Raw genomic sequence first — 19604 nt, 5'->3', positions numbered from 1 at the left:
AATGGCACGACTGGTTATTCGCGGTTACTCGCGGAACGCGTTGGTGATCGGCAGGCGGCGGTCGCGGCCGAACGCGAGCGCGGTGACCTTCGGCCCCAGCGGGTATTGGCGGCGCTTCCATTCGGCGCGGTCGACGAGACGCATCACCGTGTCGACGGTCTTCTCGTCGAAGCCGTCGGCGAGCAGGTCGGCGCGGCCGTGCGCGTGCTCGATGTACGCGGCGAGCACCTGGTCGAGCAGCTCGTATTCGGGCAGCGAATCGGAGTCCTTCTGCCCGGGGCGCAGCTCGGCGGACGGCGCCTTCTCGATGGAGGCGACCGGGATCATCACGCCGTTCTCGAGCGGCGTGCCCGGCTCCCCCGCCTCGTTGCCCACGATCTTCAGGCCGCCTATGCCGACGCCGGCCGCGGCCGCCTTGTTGCGCCAGCGGGACAGCTCCCACACGCGCGTCTTGAGCAGGTCCTTGATCGGCGCGTAGCCACCGACCGCGTCGCCGTAGATCGTGGAGTAGCCGCAGGCGAGCTCCGACTTGTTGCCGGTGGCGACGGCGAGCAGCCCCTTCGAGTTCGAGTAGGCCATGACGATGACGCCGCGGATGCGCGCCTGCAGGTTCTCGGCGGCCACGCCGTCGAGGTCGAGCTGGCCCTGGAACGCCTTGAACAGCGGCTCGATGGGCTGCACGTCGTAGTGGGCGCCGATGTTCGCGGCGAGGTCGGCCGCGTCGTCCTTGGAACCGTCGGAGGAGTACATGGAGGGCATGGAGATGCCGTGCACGTTGTCGCCGCCGACCGCGTCGGCCGCCATGGCGGCGACGAGCGCGGAGTCGATGCCGCCGGACAGGCCGAGAGTGACTCCGTGGAAGCCGTTCTTGGCCATGTAGTCCTTGAGGCCGAGCACGCAGGCGGTGTACACCTCCTCGTCCGGGTCGAGCTTCGGCGCGACCGTGGACTTGGCCTGGTGCACCTTCGCCGTGTCGAGCGTCCAGAAGGCGAGGTCCTCCATGAACATGGGGGCGCGTTCGAGCAGCGTGCCGTCGGCATCGACGACGAAGCTGCCGCCGTCGAAGACGAGGTCGTCCTGGCCGCCGACCTGGTTCACGTAGATGAGCGGCGCCTCCACTTCGGCGGCGCGGCGCTTCGCCAGTTCGAGGCGCACGTCGGTCTTGCCCTCCTCGTACGGGGAGCCGTTGATGGTGACGAGCGCGTCGATGTCGCGGCCGGCGAGTTCGGCGACGGGGCCGCCGTCCTGCCAGATGTCCTCGCAGATGGCGACGCCGAGGCGGGCGCCGTCCACGTCGAGCACGACGGAGCGTTCGCCGGCCTTGAAGATGCGGAACTCGTCGAACACGCCGTAGTTGGGCAGGAAGTGCTTGTCATAGCCGGCCCACACGACGCCGTCGTGCAGCACGACGAGACGGTTGTAGGGCTTGGAGGTCTCATGGTCGGTGCCGACGGTGCCGACCACCACGTACAGGTCGCGCAGTCCCTCCTTCCTGAGGGATTCGGCGAGCCCGTTGGCCTTGTCCCATGCGGCCTGGCGGAACGTGCGGCGCAGGGCGAGGTCCTCGATCGGGTATCCGGTGAGCGTCATCTCCGGGAAGACGACGACCTTGGCGCCGTCGGCGGCGGCGCGGCGGCTGTAGTCGAGCACCTTGTCCGCGTTGGCGTCGAGCGCGCCGACGCAGGTGTCGATCTGGGCGAGTGCGAAGCGAATCTGTGTCATGTCTCCCTATCCTAATCCGTGGTCGTCGTCCGTCCCGTCAACGCCGTCCCGCGGCGTCATCCCGTCCCCGTCGCGTCAGCGCGCGGCGGCGCCGTCGCCGGTACCGGAGGCGCCGAGTTCGGCAAGCACGCGCAGCGCGGCGTTCACGTAGAAGTCGACGAACGTGGGGATCGACGCGTCGAGGCCGACGAACCGGGGGCTGTGCCAGTCGGCGCATCCCTCCGCACCGTTCGAGCCGATGAACGCGAACACGGAGCGGGTCGTGCGCGCGAACTCGCAGAAGTCCTCCCCCGCCATGGACGGGCGGATCGGCTCCAACGCCGCGTAGCCGCGCACGTCGGCGGCGACGGCGCGCGCGAGCGGCGCGTCGGAGACGACCGGATCCTGGAAGTCGTCCCACGTGACGTCCGCCGTGATGCCGAACGCCTCCGCCGTATGCCCGACGACCGCCTTGAAGCGGCGTTCGGCGAGCAGGCTGTCCTCCTTGTGGAAGTAGCGCACGGTGCCCTGGAAGCCGGCTTCGGCGGGCACGACGTTCCACACGCGGCCGCCGTGCACCTCGGTGATGGACAGGACCAGCGGGTGCAGGGCGTTGACGTTGCGGCTGACGATGGTCTGCAGTTCGAGCACCATCGACGCGAGCGCCTCGATCGGACCGGTGCCCTTGTGCGGGTATCCGGCGTGCGTGCCGTCCGCGTGGAGCGTCACCTGGAAGCGCACGCAGCCGGCCATCATCGGCTCGACGCCGACCGCGACCTCGCCGGGCGCGTAGTTCGGGTTGTTGTGCGTGCCGATGATCGCGTCCACGTCGTCGAGAAGCCCCGCGTCGAGCATCGCGAACGCGCCCTGGCCGGTCTCCTCGCTTGGCTGGAAGAGGATCTTCACGCTGCCGGCGAACCGGTCGCGGTGCTCGGCGAGCCAGAACGCGGCGCCGAGCAGTCCGGTCATGTGCAGGTCGTGGCCGCAGCCGTGCATGACGCCCTCGTTGACGGAGGCGAACGGCAGGCCCGTGTCCTCGACGATGGGCAGGCCGTCGATGTCGGCGCGCAGGGCGACGCGCGGCCCGGGTCCGCCCTCGCCGCGGATGAGCCCGACGACACCGGTCTCCAACGGGTTGTCGAGCACCTCCACGCCGTGCGTCTTCAACTGGTCGGCGAGGTAGATGCTGGTGTCGTATTCCTTGAAGCTGCGTTCCGGATGCGCGTGCAGGTAGTGCCGGATCGCGACGAGGTCCGGGTCGGACTCGACGTGCCCGACGACGGCGGAGGCGGTGATGTCGGTTGCGTGGTCTGTGCGGTCTGTTGCGTTGCGTTCGCTCATACGCCCGATTGTAGGTCGTGCCCGCGTGGACGGGACGGATACGTCCGTCGACGGTTCCGACACCCGTTCCGCCCGTCGTCTCCCCTCACCTCCCTAGACTGGGATGCGGAACGATCCGATTCCTGCGATTCCCGCGAGGAGGCACCATGACCACGCCCGACATCCGCGCCGCGTTCTTCGACATCGACGGCACACTCACCAGCTTCGTGACGCACACGATCCCGCAGTCCACGATCGACGCGCTGCACCGGCTGCAGGCGAAGGGCGTGAAGGTGTTCATCTGTTCGGGCCGCGCGCCCAGCCACATGACCGTCGTGCTCGACATGATCCCGGTCACGTTCGACGGCATCGTCGGCCTGAACGGCCAGTACTGCGTCGACCATGACGGCTTCCTGGAGAAGGAGGCGCTCGACCCGCAGGACGTGCGCACGATCGTCGCCTGGCTGGACCGCCACCCGGACGTGGTGGCGAACTTCTGCGAATCCGACTACGTGTACTTCAACCAGGTGACCGAGCCGATGCGCGCCACGTGGAAGCAGCTCGGCAAGACCGCGCCGAAGGTGTTCGTCGACGACCCGCATACGCGCCCCGCGACGCATGAGACGTTCCAGGTGAGCCCGTACATCGGCGACGAACAGGAGAAGGAGATCGTCGGATTGTGCCGCAACGTGGCGGGCGTGCGTTGGCATCCGGACTTCGTCGACCTGATTCCGGCCGACGGCGGCAAGCCGAAGGGCATGGAACGCTTCATGCGCCACTACGGCTGGACGCGCGAACAGGTGATGGCGTTCGGCGACGGCGGCAACGACGTGACGATGCTGGAATTCGCCGGCATCGGCGTGGCGATGGGCAACGCGACCGAAGGCCCGAAGGCCGCCGCCGACTACGTGACCGACGACGTCGACCACGACGGCGTGATGAACGCCCTCAAGCACTTCCACGTGCTGTAAGAGAGGACCCCCTCAGTCGGCCTGCGGCCGACAGCTCCCCCTGAAGGGGGCGCAGAACGGATTGCGCCCCCTTCAGGGGGAGCTGTCCCGCGGAGCGGGACTGAGGGGGTCTCGTGATGCGGTTATCGAATCGTCACTCCGCGACGTCGACGGAAAGGATCACGGCCGGTTCGGTCGGACGGTCCATCGGGTCGGTGGGCAGCGCCTCGAGCTTGTCGACCACGGCCTTGGACTGGTCGTCGGCGACCTCGCCGAAGATCGTGTGGTGGCCGTCGAGCCACGGGGTCGGCACGGTGGTGATGAAGAACTGGGAGCCGTTGGTGCCGTGGATCTTCCCGTCGCGGCCGCGGCGCAGGCCGGCGTTCGCCATGGCGAGCAGGTATGGGCGGTCGAACTTGAGCGTCGGGTCGATCTCGTCGTCGAAGTCGTAGCCGGGGCCGCCGGTGCCGTTGCCGAGCGGGCAGCCGCCCTGGATCATGAAGTCCTTGATGATGCGGTGGAAGCTCAGGCCGTTGTAGAACTTGCCGTGGGAGGGCTGGCCGGTGTACGGGTCCGCCCACTCCTTCTCGCCGGTGGCGAGGCCGAGGAAGTTCTTCACCGTCTCCGGGGCCTTGTCGTCGAACAGGTTGATGGTGATGTCACCTTCGGAGGTGCGCATGATGATCGTAGTCATGGCGTCAAGTCTGTCATAGTCGCACGACGACGGGGACGGACCCGTGGAACGACATCGGCCCGCGTCCCGTCCCGGTATGGGGAAGGATGCGGGCCGACGGCATCGCGGGCGATCGCCTTCGCGGTCAGCGGACGTGGTGGTCGATGCGCTTGGCGAACCAGTCGCCGAACGACTGGATGACCTGCACGAGGATGACGCTCAGGATCACGGCGACGAGCATCACGTCGTACTCGTAGCGCTGGTAGCCGTAGCGGATGGCGATGTCGCCGAGGCCGCCGGCGCCCACGGTGCCGGCCATCGCCGAGTAGCCGAACAGGTTGATGAACGTGATGGCGGCGCCGCGCACGAGCGACGGCAGGCTTTCGAACAGGAGCACCTTGGTGACGATCTGCCAGTTGTTCGCGCCGAAGCTCTGCGCGGCCTCGATGAGGCCGCCGTCCACGTCGGCGAGCGACTGTTCGACGACGCGGGCCACGAACGGCGCGGCGGAGATGACGAGCGGCACCATCGCGCCCTCGACGCCGAGCGACGTGCCGACGATGAGGCGCGTGAACGGGATGATGGCGACGAGCAGGATGATGAACGGGATGGAACGGCCGATGTTCACGATCCAGCCGAGCACGGTGTTGAGCGGGCGGTTCGGCCAGATGGACTTGGCACCGGTGATGGTGAGGAGCACGCCGAGTGGCACGCCGATCACGTAGGCGAGCAGCGTGGAGCCCGCGGTCATGATGAGCGTGTCGCGGGTGCCTTCGAGCATGAGCTCGCCGTAGTTCGCGATGAATTCGGTGATGGTCTGTCCCATGGTCAGCGTGCCTCCTCATGCTTCGCGGCGGCCTTGGCCGGCTCGACCGGCTTGCCGTCCTCGTCCTCGTCGCGTCCGTTCTGCTCCTCGGCGCTGGCGATGAGCGCCTTGAGGATGTCGCTCTGCGGGTTCGCGAACAGTTCGGCGGTCTCACCGGTCTCGACGATGTAGCCGCCGTCGATCATGGCGACGCGGTCGCAGATGTTGCGGGCGACGGACAGCGAGTGCGTGATGATGACGAGCGTGACGCCGAGCTCGCGGTTGATGCGGCGCAGCAGGTCGAGGATCTGCACGGTGGTGGTGGAGTCGAGGGCGCTGGTCGCCTCGTCGCACAGCATGATCTTCGGCTCGTTGGCGAGGGCGCGCGCGATGGCGACGCGTTGCTGCTGACCGCCGGACAGCTGACTCGGGTAGCGGTCCTCGAACCCTTCGAGGCCGACGAGGCGCAGGAGGCGCTTGCCGCGTTCGATGCGCTGCGCCTTCGGACGGTGCGCGAGTTCGAGCGGGAACGTGACGTTGCGCAGCACGGTGCGCTGCTGGAACAGGTTGAAGTCCTGGAAGATCATGCCGATCTTCGTGCGCAGCTCGGCGAGGTCGCGGCCGGTGACGTGCGAGACGTCCTTGCCGTCGATGACGACCTTGCCTTCGGTGGGGCGCTCGAGCAGGTTGATGGTGCGCACGAGCGTCGATTTGCCGGCGCCGGAGGAGCCGAGGAAGCCGAACACCTCGCCGTCGTTGATGGTCAGGTTGATGTCGTGGAGCACCTCGTGCGCGTCCGCGCCGGTGCCATAGCTCTTCTTGAGATGGTCGAATTGGATCATGGATCGTTCCTGTCGTATGTGGTCGTGATATGCACGATGCCGCACGATATGGCGGTGATTCGCGTCGGACGCGTCACCCGTATACCGTGCGGCATGCTAGCGGAAGGGCTGGAGACCGATCAGAAGACCGGGACGACCGCGCCCTTGTAGTTCTTGTTGATGTAGTCGCGGACCTCGCTGGAGTTGAGGGCCTTCTTGAGCTCCTTGGTCTTCGCGGTGTTCTCGTTGCCCTTCTTGACGACCAGGATGTTCGCGTAGGTCTTGGCGGCCAGGCCTCCGGCCTTCTCGATCTGCAGGGCGTCCTTGGTGACGTCGAAGCCGGCCTGGATGGCGTAGTTGCCGTTCAGCGCGGCGATGTCCACGTCGTTGATGACGGTCGGCACGACGGCCGCCTCGAGCTCCTTGAACTGGAGGTTCTTCGGGTTGGAGGTGATGTCCTTCGGCGTGGCGTTGATGTCCTCCGGATCCTTGAGCTTGATCAGGCCGGCGTCCTGCAGGAGCAGGAGGGCGCGCGCCTCGTTGGTGGCGTCGTTCGGGACGGCCACGACGGCGCCGTCCTTGAGGTCGGCGATCTTCTTGGTCTTGCCCGGGTACAGGCCGAACGGCTCGAAGTGCACGGTCTCGACGGAGACGAGGTGGGTGCCCTTCTCCTTGTTGAAGTTGTCGAGATACGGCTTGTGCTGGAAGTAGTTGGCGTCGACCTCGCCGTCCTCGGTGGCGGTGTTCGGCTGCACGTAGTCGGTGAACTCCTTGACCTCGAGTTTGTAGCCGTCCTTCTCGACGATCGGCTTGACGGCCTTGTTGAGGATCTCCGCGTGCGGGGTCGGGCTGGCGGCCACGGTGATGGTCTTGTCGTCCTCCTTGCTGGTGGCGGTGGACGAGCTGCCGCAGCCGGACAGGCCGAGCGCGGCGACGGCGACGACGGCCAGGGCGGCCGCGGCGGACTTGGTGAAGCGCATGATGTCTTCCTCTCTCAATTCATCATCCATATCGGCGGTGAACGGCCTTCGCCGTTCCCAACGCTTCGCCACTATACAAACGTTTGCCGCGCGCAACGCGGTACCGTAATCGACGTTGCTTATAGCGCGCGCCTCACGCGACACGCGAACCGACACGCGCCGCGAGTCACGGCTTCGACGCCGGGACGCGCCGCCGCATGCTCACTGCATGCGGCGCAGGCGCGGCTCGGCGGAGTCCTTCGCGCCGGTGATGCGGTACACGTCGAACACGCCTTCGATCTTGCGCACGGCGGCGAGCAGGGTGTTGAGGTGCTGCGGGTCGGCCATCTCGAAGCTGAACTGGCTGGTGGCCACGCGGTCGGAGCCGGTGGAGATCGAGCCGGAGATGATGTTCACGCCGTGGTCGGAGAGCACGCGCGTCACGTCGGAGAGCAGGTTGCGCCGGTCGAGCGCCTCCACCTGGATCTTGACCATGAACACGCCCTTGGTGCTCGTCCATTCGACCTCGACGACGCGTTCGGGCTGGCGGCGCTGCAGGTCGATCATGTTCTGGCAGTCGGTGCGGTGCACGGACACGCCCTGGTTGCGCGTGATGAAGCCGATGATCTTGTCGCCGGGCACGGGCATGCAGCAGCGGGCGAGCTTGACCCACACGTCGCCGACGCCCTTGACGGACACGCCGGAGCTGCTGTTCGTCTTCTGACGCGTCTCGACGGGCTTGAGCGGCAGGACCTCCTGTTCGATCTCCTCGTCGACCTCGTCGGCGCCCGCGTCCTTGACGAGATACGAGATGACGTTCTGCGTGGAGATCTGGCCGTCGCCGATGGCGGCGAACAGGCCGTCCGCGTTCGGGAAGTTCAGTTCGTCGGCCACGCCGATCAGCGCCTCGGGCGTGAGCAGCGTGTTGATGGGCAGGCTGCGCTTGCGCATGGCGCGGGTCAGTTCGTCGCGGCCCTCCTCGATCGCCTCGGAGCGACGCTCCTTGGAGAACCACTGGCGGATCTTGTTGCGCGCCTTCGGGCTCTTCGCGAAGCTCAGCCAGTCGCGCGACGGGCCGGCCGTGTCCGACTTGGAGGTGAGGATCTCGACGGTGTCGCCGTTCTCGAGCTTCGTGTCGAGAGGGACGAGACGCCCGTTGACGCGCGCGCCCATCGTGCGGTGGCCGACCTCGGTGTGCACCGCGTAGGCGAAGTCGATAGGGGTGGCGGCCGCCGGCAGGGAGATGATCTTGCCCTTCGGCGTGAACACGTACACCTCGGCCGAGCCGAGGTCCTCCTTGAGCGAGCCGAGGAACTCGTTGGAGTCGGGGGTCTCGCTGGTCCAGTCGGCGAGCTGCTGGATCCACTTGAGGTTGTCGGCCTCGCTCAGCTCCTGGTTCTCGGAGCCCTCGCGCTTGCGGTCGGACTTGTCAGGCGAGCTCAGCGCGCGGCCGGCCTGGCCGTTCTCCTTGTACTTCCAGTGCGCGGCGATGCCGAATTCGGCGCGCCGGTGCATGTCCCACGTGCGAATCTGGATCTCGACGGGCTTGCCACCGGGGCCGACCACCGTGGTGTGCAGCGACTGGTACATGTTGAGCTTCGGCATCGCGATGTAGTCCTTGAACCGGCCGGGCACCGGGTTCCACCGCGCGTGCACGGCGCCGAGCGCCGCATAGCAGTCCTGAATCGAGTCGACGATGATGCGCACGCCCACCAAGTCGTAGATGTTGGCGAAATCGTGGCCGCGCACGATCATCTTCTGGTAGATGGAGAAGTAGTCCTTCGGGCGTCCGGTCACGTACGCCTTGATGTGCTGCTCGTCGAGGTCCTCGTTGATCTCGGCGAGAATCTGCTTGAGGTACACGTCGCGCTGCCCGGCGCGGCGGGCGACGAGCACGACGATCTCGTTGTAGATCTTCGGATAGATGACCTTGAAGCTCAGCTCCTCGAGCTCGGTCTTGATGGCGTTCATGCCGAGGCGGTTGGCGAGCGGCGCGTACACGTCGAGCGTCTCGTGCGCCTTCTTGACGGCGCTGGAGGTCTTCACGTAGCGCCAGGTGCGCGCGTTGTGCACGCGGTCGGCGAGCTTGACGACGAGCACGCGCACGTCGCGGCTCATCGCGACGACCATCTTGCGGATGGTCTCGGCCTGCGCCGAGTCGCCGTATTCCATCTTCGAGAGCTTGGTGACGCCGTCCACGAGGCCGGTGACGGTGTCGCCGAACTCGGCGCGGCACTGGTCGAGCGTGTAGTCGGTGTCCTCCACCGTGTCGTGCAGCAGGCCGGCGGCCACGACGAGCGGCCCCATGCCGAGGTCGGCGAGGATCTGCGCGACGGCGAGCGGGTGGATGATGTATGGTTCGCCCGACTTGCGCCGCTGCGCGGAATGTTGGATCACGGCGCGGCGGTACGCGCGTTCGAGGATGGTCAGGTCCTCGCCGGGATGGTGCACGCGGCACGCCTGCATGATCGGCAGCAACGGATTGATCGGATCGGTGCTGACCTCGCATCCCAGTTTGCGTGCGGAATCGAATTCCATATCGTCGCCCGCCATGGCGCACCTCCCTCGCTCGTATGGATTTCCATCCTAACGCGTCTTCCACGCGTCCGACGCGTTTATCCTACCGCGTATCAGGCGACTCCCGTGGAGCCAAAGCCCCGTTCCGCGCGGTCGGATCCCGGCAGCGTCTCGGCGGGGACGAACCTCGCCTCGACGTAGCGCTGGATGACGAGCTGCGCGATGCGGTCGCCGACCTCGAAGCGCGCCGTGCGCTCCGGATCCAGGTTGATGAGCGGCACCTTGATCTCGCCGCGGTAGCCGGCGTCGATGGTACCGGGTGCGTTGAGCACGGTCACGCCCTGCTTGGCGGCGAGACCGGAGCGCGGATGCACGAGCCCCACATAGCCGGCGGGCAGCGCGATGGCCACGCCGGTCGGCACGAGGGCCCGCTGGAACGGCTTCAGCTCGAACGCCTCGGCGGCGCGCAGGTCGGCGCCCGCGTCGCCCGCGTGGGCGTAGAACAGTCGGGCGAGTTCGGCCGGTTGGTCCGGATCGACGGCCTTGACGAGAACCTCGGTGTTCTCGGGTTCGTTGTACGCGGAATCGAAGGTCATCAGGCGGCGCACTCCTGGCACACGGGCTGGCCGTCGTCGGTCATGTAGGCGAGCTGGCTGCGGTGCTTGACGAGGAAGCACTCGGAGCAGATGAACTCGTCACCCTGCATCGGGATGACCGTCACGGAGGAGTCCTCGTTGCTCAGGTCGGCGCCCGGCAGCTCGTAGTCCTCGGCAATGGCGTTCTCGTCGTCGTCGATGTCGCTCGATGAGTTCTGCGAGCCCTTTCCGAGAGCCTGCAGCGATTCCTCGTCCTCATCCTTGTTGCGGGGGGAATCATAATCCTGAGCCATCGCGATCCTTTCGTAGCACGGGGCCCGCCGTGCCGGCGGGGCCCGAAGACTGGTTTACTCGCCCATAGAATACACGATTTCAAATACTCGTAAAGTTCGACACGTGGGGCATACTGTATTGTGATACAAGTTTTTGAGGAAAGTGGTGCGCGCATGCCTGACAATTCGCCTCGGGGGGCCCGTCTCGACCATGTCTCCGACGCCGGCGACCTGGTGTTCGAGGCGGGTGGTGAGCGTTTCGTCGTCACCGTGGACGACGCGTTGGAGCGGGCCCTGCTCGAGGCCAAGCAGATCCGTTCGGAGTCGATGAAGCGCCGCCAGCCGCACACGATGGACACGTTGCCGATCTCGCAGATCCAGCAGCTGATCCGCGCCGGCGCCGACCCGGCGAAGGTGGCCGCCCACTACGGTCTGGCCGAGGCGCTGGTGCGCCGTTTCTCCGCCTCGGTGCAGACGGAGAAGCAGTACGCGATCGAGCAGTTCAAGCGCGTGCCCGCGCCGAAGGGCTCCCGTCTGCGCACGATTGAGGAGATCATCGACATGACGCTGCTGGCGGCGCGCGTCGACCGGGACACGCTCACGTGGTCGGCGACCCGCCGCCATCATGAGCCGTGGCACATCGTCGCGCGGTTCATGTCCGCCGGGCGCAAGGTGCATGCCGAATGGACGTGGGACATGCATGACAATTCCATCGTCTGCCTGAACGCCGCGGCGCGCAAGCTGATCGGCGAGCAGAGTCTCGGCGTCGGTCCGGAACCGGCCGCCTCCGCCGCGGCGAGCGGCGTCGCGGGCGCGCCGGCGGTCACGCGGCAGCCCAGTCCGCAGCCGGCGGCCGTGCACGGGCGGTTCCCCGTCGGCCCGGAGCCGGCCGCGCCGGAAGCGGGCCACGGGGCCGCCGCGCAGCCGGCCGCGGCTCCGGTTCCGGCGACGTCTCCCGACGGTCTTTCCGTCGCACCGCCGTCGCCTTCGCTGCCGGCGGTGCGCCCGGAAGCGGAGGAGTCCCCCGATCCCGCCGCGCAGCAGTCCGATTCCCCGATGGCCACGACCACGGACGACATCCCCGTGTTCCGCACGAACGCGGAACCGGCTCCGGCCCCCGACGCCGGCGCGGCGGCCGGCCAGACGTCGCCGGCGGGGGCGTCCGACGATGCGGCGCGTTCCGGCAATGCCGCCGGCGAGGAGCGCCCGCGCACGGAACGCGCGGAGGCGGCGCGACGCCGTTCGGGCCGTTCCGCCGTGCCCAGCTGGGACGAGATCCTCTTCGGCGAGTGACGGCCGGCGGTCTTCGCCGCCGTCCGTCCGCGCGATGCATCCCCCTGTCTTGTCGACGGCCGTCAGGCCATGTCGATGAGGCAGGGGATGTCCATTTCCAGCATGGTCTGGGAGCCGTGCACGCTGGGCAGTCTGGTCGCCTTGTCCGACTGGGTGCGGCTGTCGACGAGCGTGACCTGGCCGGCGGCCTGCACGATCACGTCGCCGAGCATCGGTGCGACGCGCGCGTCGACCGGACCGAACAAGCCGTCGGCGACGGCCTCGCGCTTCGTACGGACCAGCGCCTTCTCCCCCAGCCGGTCGCGCCACCTCGCGGCGATGTCTTCCGGATTCTCGTCCTGCTCGGCGTAGAGCATGAGGGCGCGCGGCTCGCCGCCCACCAGACGCACGCCCCGTGCGAGCGTCGGTTCGGCGGCGATGTCGATGCGTTCGCGCCCGTCCGACATGACCATGCCGTGATCGGCGACGATGACGATGAGCGTGCCTTTCGGCGCCTCGCGGGCGAGCAGGGCGAGCTGCGCGTCGATGCGCTCGAACGCGCCAATCCACTGCTCGGAGTCCCAGCCGTGGTTGTGGCCGACCTTGTCGGCGTCGCGGATGTACAGATAGGACAATCCGGGTTCGCGGGCGGCCCGCGCGGCGGCGCGCACGCGGTCGCGCGGCGTCACGCCCGACACGTAGGTCCCGCCGCGCAGCGCCGCCTCGGTGAGCGGCGACCCCTTGAACTTGGCGAGGCCTGAACTGGTGACGGGCACGCCTTCGGCGGCGAGGCGCTCGAACACGGTGGGCTCACGCTGCAGGTCGTGCGGGTCGACGATCGGGTCGGCCGGCTGCGCCGCGAACCGGCCGCCGGGGCCGGCGGGCTTGGGCGCGAGCGCGTCCTTGAACTGGATGAGCTGCATGAGACGCCCCGACGACGGTTCCAGCTGCGTGTAGCCGGCCATGCCGGTCATCCCCGGGCAGGTGCCGGTGCCGAACGTGGCCATCGCGGCGACGGTGGTGCTCGGCGCGCACGTGGAGATGGGCCGCTGGTTGGCGGTGTCGCGCATGAGCGCGCGCAGGTAAGGGGCGTGGCCGAGGCGCATGGCGAGGTTCCAATAGCCGAGGCCGTCCACGAGCACGACGATTGCGGAATGCGCGTCGGGCAGGCCGATCGCGGTCTGGAGCGTCTTCGGATCCTGGTGCACGCGGGTGGGCGTCGGATGCCCGATCGCCGCGGAGACGGCCGGCAGCACGGAGGACAGGTGCAGCGCGCCGCCGCGGCGTCCGGGCGCGACGGAGGCTCCGTCCTCCGGGTCGCCGGTCGCGCGACCGGTCGTCCGGCCGGACGACCAGTCCCCGTACCGGGCGGTGTCCGTCAACCGCAGCAGCTCTTCCATCTCAGGCGTCTCCACACTCATGCCTCTCCATAGTAGTAGTCCGATGCGGTCGGCTGGCGTCGGTCCGGCGGCCGGGGCGGCATGATGTCGGCATGATAGTATGTTGCGGGTTTTCAATCGTCTTCAGGGAGTCCGTCACATGGCATCACACCGCAGGTCCGCAGCCGCCGCGTACGATCCGCGCACGGTGAAGGAGCACATCGTCGAAACGCCGTTGAACGAGGAGATGAGCAAGTCGTTCCTCGAATACGCGTATTCGGTGATCTACGCGCGTGCGCTGCCGGACGCGCGCGACGGCCTGAAGCCCGTGCAGCGGCGCATCATCTACCAGATGGGCCAGATGAACCTCACGCCGGACCGTCCGTACATGAAGTCGGCGCGCGTGGTCGGCGAGGTGATGGGCAAGCTGCACCCGCACGGCGACTCCGCGATCTACGAGGCGATGGTGCGCCTCGCCCAGCCGTTCGCGATGAGGCTCCCGCTCGTGGACGGCCACGGCAACTTCGGTTCGCTCGACGACGGCCCGGCCGCCTCGCGTTACACGGAGGCGCGTCTCGGTCCGGCGGCGCTGGCGATGAACGCCGACATCGACGAGGACACGGTCGACTTCACGCCGAACTACGACAACAAGCTCAAGGAGCCGACGGTGCTGCCGTCGGCCATCCCGAACCTGCTGGTCAACGGCGGCTCGGGCATCGCCGTGGGCATGGCGACGAACATGGCCACGCACAATCTCGGCGAGGTGGTCGCCGCGGCGAAGCATCTGATGGCGCATCCGGACGCGACGCTCGAGGAGCTCATGCACTACGTGCCCGGACCGGACTGGCCGGGCGGCGGCATCGTGATCGGCCGCGGCGGCATCCGCGAGGCGTACGAGACGGGCCGCGGCACGCTCACCACCCGTTCGAAGACGCACATCGAGAACGTGACCGCCCGCAAGAAGGCGATCGTCGTGACCGAACTGCCGTTCATGGTGGGCCCGGAGCGCGTGCTCGAGCGCATCTCGGAGGGCGTGAAGAGCCGCAAGCTGGAGGGCATCACCAGCGCCATCGACCTGACCGACCGTCACAACGGCACGCGCATCGTCATCGAGATCAAGACCGGCTACGAGCCGAACGCGGTGCTCGCCCAGCTGTTCAAGCACACGCCGCTGCAGGACAACTTCACCATCAACAACGTGGCGCTGGTCGACGGCCGCCCGCACACGATGGGATTGAGGGAGCTGCTTCAGGTGTGGGTTGAGCATCGCCGCGTGGTGGTGCGCCGCCGCAGCGAGTTCCGCCGCAGGAAGGCGTTGGAGCGCCTGCACCTGGTGGAGGGCCTGCTGCTCGCCATGGTGGACATCGACGAGGTGATCCAGGTGATCCGCACCTCCGACGACGCGGACACGGCGAAGAACCGGCTGATGGCCGTGTTCGACCTGGACGAGGTGCAGGCGCAGTACATCCTCGACCTGCGTCTGCGCAGGCTCACGCGCATGAGCCGCATCGAACTGGAGGCGGAGCGCGACGACCTGAAGAAGCGCATCGAGGAGCTGGAGCGCATCCTCGCCTCGGCCGCCGAACTGGACCGCGTCGTCGTGCGCGAGATGGACGAGACCGTCGCGAAGTACGGGACGTCGCGCCGCACCGTGCTGCTCGACGAGGGGCCGGACGGCTCGCTCGCGCCGGTCGTCGCGAAGGGCGACGATTCCTCTGTCTCGCGCGAGGCGCTGCAGGCGGCGCGCGACGCGGCCACCGTCTCGTCGGTCGCCGCCGACGTGGCCGCCGCCACGGCCGCCGCGAAGAAGGCGGGCGAGGAGGCCCCGGTCGCCTCGGCGTTGCAGATCGACGACGAGCCGTGCGTGGTGATGATGAGCGCGACCGGCCTAATCGCGCGCACCACGCCGAGCGCGATGGACGTGTACGCCGCCCGGTCCGCTTCGGACAAGCGCGTGAAGGACGACCAGATCCACGCGATCTTCCCGACGACCACGCGCTCCACGTTCGGACTGGTCACGTCCGCGGGCCGTCTCGTGCTCGCGCACGCGGTGGATCTGCCCTCGCTGCCCGCCTCGGAGACGCTGGGCGTGGCCGGCGGCGTGAAGGCGGACGAGCTGATCGGCATGACCGAAAGTACCGACCCGGTGGACGGCGAGCATGTGGTCGCCGCGTTCGCGATGGAACCGGCCGAGGAGGGCGGCACGCTGCCGCCGCTCGCGATCGGCACGCGCGGCGGTGTCGTGAAGCGTTGGAACCGCGAGGCGCCGACCACGATGGACTCGTGGCAGGTCATCGACCTGAAGGACGGCGACGAAGTGCTGGCCGCCGCGCCCGCCGCGGACGAGGACCGCATCGTGTTCGTCGCGTCCGACGCGTCGCTGCTCACGTTCGAGGCGAAGAACGTGCGTCCGCAGGGTCGCACGGCCGGCGGCATGGCCGGCATCCGTCTGGCCGCGGGGGCGCGCGTGCTCGCATTCGCCGTGGTGCCCGCCGGCAAGGTCGCGTGGACGTATGAGGAGGGCGAGAACGGGCTGGCGTCCGCGTCCGGCGCGGTGGTGCTCACCGTGGCCGGCGACGAGGAGGCGCTGCCCGGCACGGAGAACGGTTCGGCGAAGGTGACGCCGCTGGAGATGTACCCGACGAAGGGCCGTGCGACGGGCGGCGTGCGCTCGCAGCGGTTCCTCAAGGGTCAGAACACGCTGATCGCCGCCTACGTGGGCGCGTATCCGCTCAACGCCTCCACCGATTCGGGCGCTCCGGTCGACCTGCCGAAGCCGGACATGCGCCGCGATGGCTCCGGCACCGACCTCGCCGCCGCCATCGCCTTCGTCGGCTGATTCGGGACGGCATCGCCTCCCTCTGACGAGGGAGGTGGCCGCCAACGGCGGACGGAGGGGAGAGAAGACGGCGGCCGTAAGCCATCTCTCCCCCAGTCGGCTACGCCGACAGCCCCCTCGTCAGAGGGGGCCACGTCACGGCGCGCCCCGGGGTTTGCCAAACGTTCATCCGACACACCTCGCCCAAACTTGTTTCCGCATTGGAAAGTGATATTGTTTTCCATAACGGAAAGAGGTTTGGGCGTTCGTCATACCCGCTCGGATACGGCGCGCCGCTTCGACCTCCCGTCCCGCATCGCCGTTTACACGAAGGGGGTCATCATGACGGAACCGAATGGCGAGAAGAACGACCGCATCGACGAAACGGCCATGTCCGGCATGACGCGGCCGGAACACATCGCGGCCACCGGCACGCCGCCGGACGTCATGGATGCGATGGCATCGCTCGACGCATTGGATCTGGACCGCAACAACGTCGCGAATCGATTGGATGCAGGCACAAGGATTCCGAACACGCTGATCGGAGGCATCCTCGGACTGGCGAACGCCGGACTGTACTGGTTCATCGGATGGGCGCTGCTCGCCGGGCACGGCGAGTTCACCATCATCGACGTGTGGATCTACGTCATCGTCGCCATACTGATCGTAGGCGGCTATGCGGCGCTGATGGCCCGCGCGCAACGCGTCACCGGCATCGGCATGTGGAACCGCCGGCAGCTCTCCCCAGCCCCGCATGCGCTGCGGGATGGCGGGTACCGCACGGCGTTCATCGTCTTCGTCACCTGCAGTTGGGCGGTCGTCCCTGGCGGCATGCTGCTGCTCGGCCTGTTCTGCGCATCCTGGTGGCCGGCCCTGATCGGCATCCCCTTGTGCGCGCTGCTGTCCGCCGTGACCTACTTGCGGTATTTCGACGAATACATACGGCTGATGCGTGGGGCCACGCCCCGCCGGAACGGGTTCACACGAATCGGAGAAGCGTCATGACCGTGTCTGAAGCGCATGACGCGAACGCCCCGGAACCGGTGTTCAACGAGGTCATCCATGCGCCGGTGCGCCTGCGCATCTGCGGGCTGCTCGACACCTACGGCACGGTCCGGTTCGACACGTTGCGCGACACGATCGGCGTGAGCGACGCCACCTGTTCGAAGCATCTGAAGACGCTCGCCGACCACGGTTACGTCACGCTCGATAAGCGCGCCGGAGACGGCGGCAAGGCGTACAAGGTCACGTGGGTGAAGCTCACCACGAAGGGCGAAGCCGCGTTCCATTCCCATGTCGCCGCCCTCCGCGCCATCGTCGCAGGACGATAGCGGCCATTAATCGGCCTCCCTCTGACGAGGGGGCCGATTCCCACGTCCTTCATCATCGGACCCTTGCGTGAGCCTGCCCGAAATCCACTCTCACTTCATCATCGAGGCGCATATGCACGCGGTTCTCTATAAGAATCTCATCCAGTTGCGGCACGATCCGGCGAAACTGCTCGTCATCGGCCTCACCGTCATCGGTTCGGCGACGATCATCGCGCTCATCGCCGGAACGGATCTGACGACGAGACTCGCATCGCCGTTGTACCGGTGCGCGTTCGCCATCATCGGCGTGGGACTCGCGCCGTTGACCGTGGATGCGTTCCGTGACGACGCGGCGGAAGGCGTCATCGCGGCGTTGCGCGCGGGCGGCCAGTCGACGTGGCGGTACCCCGTGGCGCAACTCGTCACCGCGCTGCTGCCGCCCGCCGTACTGTCGCTGCTGCTCGCGACCGTCCCGACGTCGCTTGTCCCGTCGCTGCGCCCGCTCGCCGAAGGCGGGCAGGGCGTGGCGGCGGCGCTCACGCCGCTGCCGATCGTCGCCGCGACATACCTGTACCAACTCGTCTCCCACGGAAAGGCGATATTCATGACCACGAACACACTCGACCACGGCATCGCGGACGACGCATCGGACGCCGCCGTTCCCACCGCTCCCCTCGCCATCCGCGTGCGGGACCTGACGTTCGGATACAAACGCAACAAGCCGGTGCTCGAACACGTCGATCTGGACGTGCCGGAGGGCCAGTCGCTCGGCATCCTCGGCTACAACGGCGCGGGCAAGACCACGCTGTTCTCGCTCGTCACCGGACTGTTGCGCCCATGGCGGGGTTCCGCCGCAATCAACGCGGACGTGTTCCATTCGATGCGCGATGTGTTCCAACTGACCGAATCCGGCAATCTCGCGATGAACATGACGATACGCGAGAATCTCAGGTTCCGCGCGATGCTCTACGCCACGCGCGACGACCCGCATCCGATCGACCTCGGACATCTCGACACGCTGCCGATGGTGCGCGCATTCGAACTGCAGGACCATCTCGACAAGAAGGCGAAGGAGCTGTCCACCGGACTGCGCAAACGCGCGGGGCTCATGGCGGGACTGCTGCTCGACCCGAAGCTCATCCTGCTCGACGAGCCGACGAACGCGGTGGACCCGATCACCCGCCAGCTGCTCATCGACCTGATGCGGCAGCTCAAGGCGGACGGCCGCACGATTCTCACCATCACGCACGACCTCGACTACTGCCGGCAGGTGGCCGACCGCGTCGTCGTCCTCGACGACAAGCGGATCGTCAGGGATTGCATGGTCGCCGGTTTCGCCGACGATGACGCGTTCCGGAATGCGGTGACGCTCGGGCGCGAACGCGACCACGTCGACTTCGGACTGCACGCGAACCCGGCGGAGGGAAAGGAAACACGATGAAGGCGATACTGTGGCGTGATTGGCGGATCTTCCGCACGTCCCCGTTCTGCTGGGGCACGTTCGCCCTGTTCCTCACGACGATGCTGCTGATGGTCGCGTTCCTGACGTCGACGCCGGGCGGCGGCAACGACGCCGGCATCTCCGACGGGCTGATGTTCGCGATCATATGCGCGCCGATGACCGGCTGGTCCGCCACGTACAGCACGCTGCACACGCTGGACGCCAACCGGTCGATGTTCTCCGAATCGGCCAACGCCGCCGGCGGCGAGCACGCGGGCGACGGCACCATGGAGCTGTTCCGCTGCTCCGGCAGGCCGATGTTCACGTATTGCCTCGCGAAGAGCCTGCTGCCGATGGCGGTCGCCGAGACGATGACGCTGCTGCTCATGGCGTACCTCGCATGGTGCGGACTGATGACGGCGCATGGGACCATGCCGATCCCCGATGTGCTGTTCACGCTCGTCGCACCGTTGGCGACCGCGTTCGCACTCGAGGAGATGCTGCTCGTCATCGGCGGCGGCGCATTGGGCATGACCGCCGGCCTGCTGGTGTCGCCGGTGCTGGTGACCGGGTTCGTCGGCCTGTGCCTGCGTCTGCCGCTTGGCGGCGCGCCGGTGCTGGCCGTGGGGTTCGGTTTGGCGATGGCCGCGCTCACCGTGGCACTGGCGCGCAGGCGCTACCCGGACACGCTGCGCCCGGTGCGGGAGTGACGCATCCGATTGCGCCCGCTGGCGGGAGCTGCGTGACGTTCCGCCATGACGTTCGTGGTA

At 67.7% G+C, this 19604-nt stretch carries 17 protein-coding genes; 7 read left to right on the top strand and 10 right to left on the bottom strand.

Features of this window, described 5'->3' with window-relative positions:
* Positions 1–24: 24 nt before the first annotated feature.
* Both AC1AYP_RS01730 and AC1AYP_RS01725 read right to left on the bottom strand, forming a co-directional pair.
* Positions 25–1722, bottom strand: a complete 1698-nt coding sequence (locus AC1AYP_RS01730) for an NAD+ synthase (RefSeq protein WP_476501838.1) — start codon at positions 1720–1722, stop codon at positions 25–27.
* Positions 1723–1797: 75 nt separating this feature from the next.
* Entirely contained in the window at positions 1798–3042 is a 1245-nt protein-coding gene (locus AC1AYP_RS01725; RefSeq protein ID WP_476501839.1) for a M20 metallopeptidase family protein, read from the bottom strand.
* A 146-nt stretch (positions 3043–3188) separates the two neighbouring features.
* On the opposite strand from AC1AYP_RS01725, the gene AC1AYP_RS01720 reads away from it, so the two are divergent.
* Entirely contained in the window at positions 3189–3992 is an 804-nt protein-coding gene (locus AC1AYP_RS01720; protein ID WP_476501840.1) for a Cof-type HAD-IIB family hydrolase, read from the top strand.
* Positions 3993–4125: 133 nt separating this feature from the next.
* Here the strand turns inward: AC1AYP_RS01720 and AC1AYP_RS01715 are convergent, their stop codons facing one another.
* The 7 genes from AC1AYP_RS01715 to AC1AYP_RS01685 all read right to left on the bottom strand — a co-directional run bounded on the left by AC1AYP_RS01715 (position 4126) and on the right by AC1AYP_RS01685 (position 10635).
* A complete protein-coding gene (locus AC1AYP_RS01715) occupies positions 4126–4665 on the bottom strand; it encodes a peptidylprolyl isomerase (protein ID WP_101622857.1) in 540 nt (179 codons plus the stop codon).
* Between the two features lie 124 nt (positions 4666–4789).
* Positions 4790–5470, bottom strand: coding sequence for a methionine ABC transporter permease (locus AC1AYP_RS01710; protein ID WP_476501841.1), 681 nt, complete (start codon positions 5468–5470; stop codon positions 4790–4792).
* A gap of 2 nt (positions 5471–5472) precedes the next feature.
* Positions 5473–6291, bottom strand: a complete 819-nt coding sequence (locus tag AC1AYP_RS01705) for a methionine ABC transporter ATP-binding protein (RefSeq protein WP_476501842.1) — start codon at positions 6289–6291, stop codon at positions 5473–5475.
* Positions 6292–6410: 119 nt separating this feature from the next.
* Complete coding sequence (locus AC1AYP_RS01700) at positions 6411–7250, bottom strand: MetQ/NlpA family ABC transporter substrate-binding protein (RefSeq protein WP_476501843.1); 840 nt, start codon at positions 7248–7250, stop codon at positions 6411–6413.
* A gap of 201 nt (positions 7251–7451) precedes the next feature.
* A complete protein-coding gene (locus AC1AYP_RS01695; RefSeq protein WP_476546588.1) occupies positions 7452–9782 on the bottom strand; it encodes a RelA/SpoT family protein in 2331 nt (776 codons plus the stop codon).
* A 77-nt stretch (positions 9783–9859) separates the two neighbouring features.
* Positions 9860–10342 carry a dUTP diphosphatase gene (dut, locus tag AC1AYP_RS01690; RefSeq protein WP_476546587.1) on the bottom strand — a complete coding sequence of 161 codons (483 nt, stop codon included), beginning with the start codon at positions 10340–10342 and terminating at the stop codon, positions 9860–9862.
* Positions 10342–10635 carry a DUF4193 domain-containing protein gene (locus tag AC1AYP_RS01685; protein WP_034530006.1) on the bottom strand — a complete coding sequence of 98 codons (294 nt, stop codon included), beginning with the start codon at positions 10633–10635 and terminating at the stop codon, positions 10342–10344. The genes dut and AC1AYP_RS01685 overlap by 1 nt, the downstream gene beginning before the upstream one ends.
* A gap of 153 nt (positions 10636–10788) precedes the next feature.
* On the opposite strand from AC1AYP_RS01685, the gene sepH reads away from it, so the two are divergent.
* On the top strand, positions 10789–11907 hold the full coding sequence (sepH, locus tag AC1AYP_RS01680) for a septation protein SepH (protein ID WP_476546586.1): 1119 nt from the start codon (positions 10789–10791) through the stop codon (positions 11905–11907).
* Positions 11908–11969: 62 nt separating this feature from the next.
* Here the strand turns inward: sepH and AC1AYP_RS01675 are convergent, their stop codons facing one another.
* Positions 11970–13307: an alkaline phosphatase family protein gene (locus tag AC1AYP_RS01675; protein ID WP_476546585.1), complete on the bottom strand. Its 1338-nt coding sequence runs from the start codon at positions 13305–13307 to the stop codon at positions 11970–11972.
* A gap of 118 nt (positions 13308–13425) precedes the next feature.
* Between AC1AYP_RS01675 and AC1AYP_RS01670 the strand changes: the two genes are divergently transcribed.
* The 5 genes from AC1AYP_RS01670 to AC1AYP_RS01650 all read left to right on the top strand — a co-directional run bounded on the left by AC1AYP_RS01670 (position 13426) and on the right by AC1AYP_RS01650 (position 19544).
* Positions 13426–16104: a DNA gyrase/topoisomerase IV subunit A gene (locus AC1AYP_RS01670; protein WP_476546584.1), complete on the top strand. Its 2679-nt coding sequence runs from the start codon at positions 13426–13428 to the stop codon at positions 16102–16104.
* A gap of 321 nt (positions 16105–16425) precedes the next feature.
* On the top strand, positions 16426–17088 hold the full coding sequence (locus AC1AYP_RS01665; protein ID WP_476531921.1) for a hypothetical protein: 663 nt from the start codon (positions 16426–16428) through the stop codon (positions 17086–17088).
* Positions 17085–17414 carry a transcriptional regulator gene (locus AC1AYP_RS01660; RefSeq protein ID WP_476531920.1) on the top strand — a complete coding sequence of 110 codons (330 nt, stop codon included), beginning with the start codon at positions 17085–17087 and terminating at the stop codon, positions 17412–17414. The genes AC1AYP_RS01665 and AC1AYP_RS01660 overlap by 4 nt, the downstream gene beginning before the upstream one ends.
* Before the next feature lie 67 nt (positions 17415–17481).
* Positions 17482–18834 carry an ATP-binding cassette domain-containing protein gene (locus tag AC1AYP_RS01655; protein ID WP_476546583.1) on the top strand — a complete coding sequence of 451 codons (1353 nt, stop codon included), beginning with the start codon at positions 17482–17484 and terminating at the stop codon, positions 18832–18834.
* Positions 18831–19544 (top strand): hypothetical protein, encoded by a 714-nt coding sequence (locus AC1AYP_RS01650; protein ID WP_476546582.1) that lies wholly within the window; start codon positions 18831–18833, stop codon positions 19542–19544. Before AC1AYP_RS01655 ends, AC1AYP_RS01650 begins: the two co-directional genes overlap by 4 nt.
* The last annotated feature ends 60 nt before the right edge of the window (positions 19545–19604 follow it).

The organism is Bifidobacterium sp. LH_424, assembly GCF_056356895.1.
Note: the sequence above shows the minus strand (reverse complement) of the source record. Positions and strands in the feature narration are given on the sequence as shown.

What these genes read in the sequence shown, in the direction of transcription:
- AC1AYP_RS01730 (WP_476501838.1), bottom strand. Translation starts at nt 1,722, where the DNA reads ATGACACAGATTCGCTTCGCACTCGCCCAGATCGACACCTGCGTCGGC.
- AC1AYP_RS01725 (WP_476501839.1), bottom strand. Translation starts at nt 3,042, where the DNA reads ATGAGCGAACGCAACGCAACAGACCGCACAGACCACGCAACCGACATC.
- AC1AYP_RS01720 (WP_476501840.1), top strand. Translation starts at nt 3,189, where the DNA reads ATGACCACGCCCGACATCCGCGCCGCGTTCTTCGACATCGACGGCACA.
- AC1AYP_RS01715 (WP_101622857.1), bottom strand. Translation starts at nt 4,665, where the DNA reads ATGACTACGATCATCATGCGCACCTCCGAAGGTGACATCACCATCAAC.
- AC1AYP_RS01710 (WP_476501841.1), bottom strand. Translation starts at nt 5,470, where the DNA reads ATGGGACAGACCATCACCGAATTCATCGCGAACTACGGCGAGCTCATG.
- AC1AYP_RS01705 (WP_476501842.1), bottom strand. Translation starts at nt 6,291, where the DNA reads ATGATCCAATTCGACCATCTCAAGAAGAGCTATGGCACCGGCGCGGAC.
- AC1AYP_RS01700 (WP_476501843.1), bottom strand. Translation starts at nt 7,250, where the DNA reads ATGCGCTTCACCAAGTCCGCCGCGGCCGCCCTGGCCGTCGTCGCCGTC.
- AC1AYP_RS01695 (WP_476546588.1), bottom strand. Translation starts at nt 9,782, where the DNA reads ATGGCGGGCGACGATATGGAATTCGATTCCGCACGCAAACTGGGATGC.
- dut (WP_476546587.1), bottom strand. Translation starts at nt 10,342, where the DNA reads ATGACCTTCGATTCCGCGTACAACGAACCCGAGAACACCGAGGTTCTC.
- AC1AYP_RS01685 (WP_034530006.1), bottom strand. Translation starts at nt 10,635, where the DNA reads ATGGCTCAGGATTATGATTCCCCCCGCAACAAGGATGAGGACGAGGAA.
- sepH (WP_476546586.1), top strand. Translation starts at nt 10,789, where the DNA reads ATGCCTGACAATTCGCCTCGGGGGGCCCGTCTCGACCATGTCTCCGAC.
- AC1AYP_RS01675 (WP_476546585.1), bottom strand. Translation starts at nt 13,307, where the DNA reads ATGAGTGTGGAGACGCCTGAGATGGAAGAGCTGCTGCGGTTGACGGAC.
- AC1AYP_RS01670 (WP_476546584.1), top strand. Translation starts at nt 13,426, where the DNA reads ATGGCATCACACCGCAGGTCCGCAGCCGCCGCGTACGATCCGCGCACG.
- AC1AYP_RS01665 (WP_476531921.1), top strand. Translation starts at nt 16,426, where the DNA reads ATGACGGAACCGAATGGCGAGAAGAACGACCGCATCGACGAAACGGCC.
- AC1AYP_RS01660 (WP_476531920.1), top strand. Translation starts at nt 17,085, where the DNA reads ATGACCGTGTCTGAAGCGCATGACGCGAACGCCCCGGAACCGGTGTTC.
- AC1AYP_RS01650 (WP_476546582.1), top strand. Translation starts at nt 18,831, where the DNA reads ATGAAGGCGATACTGTGGCGTGATTGGCGGATCTTCCGCACGTCCCCG.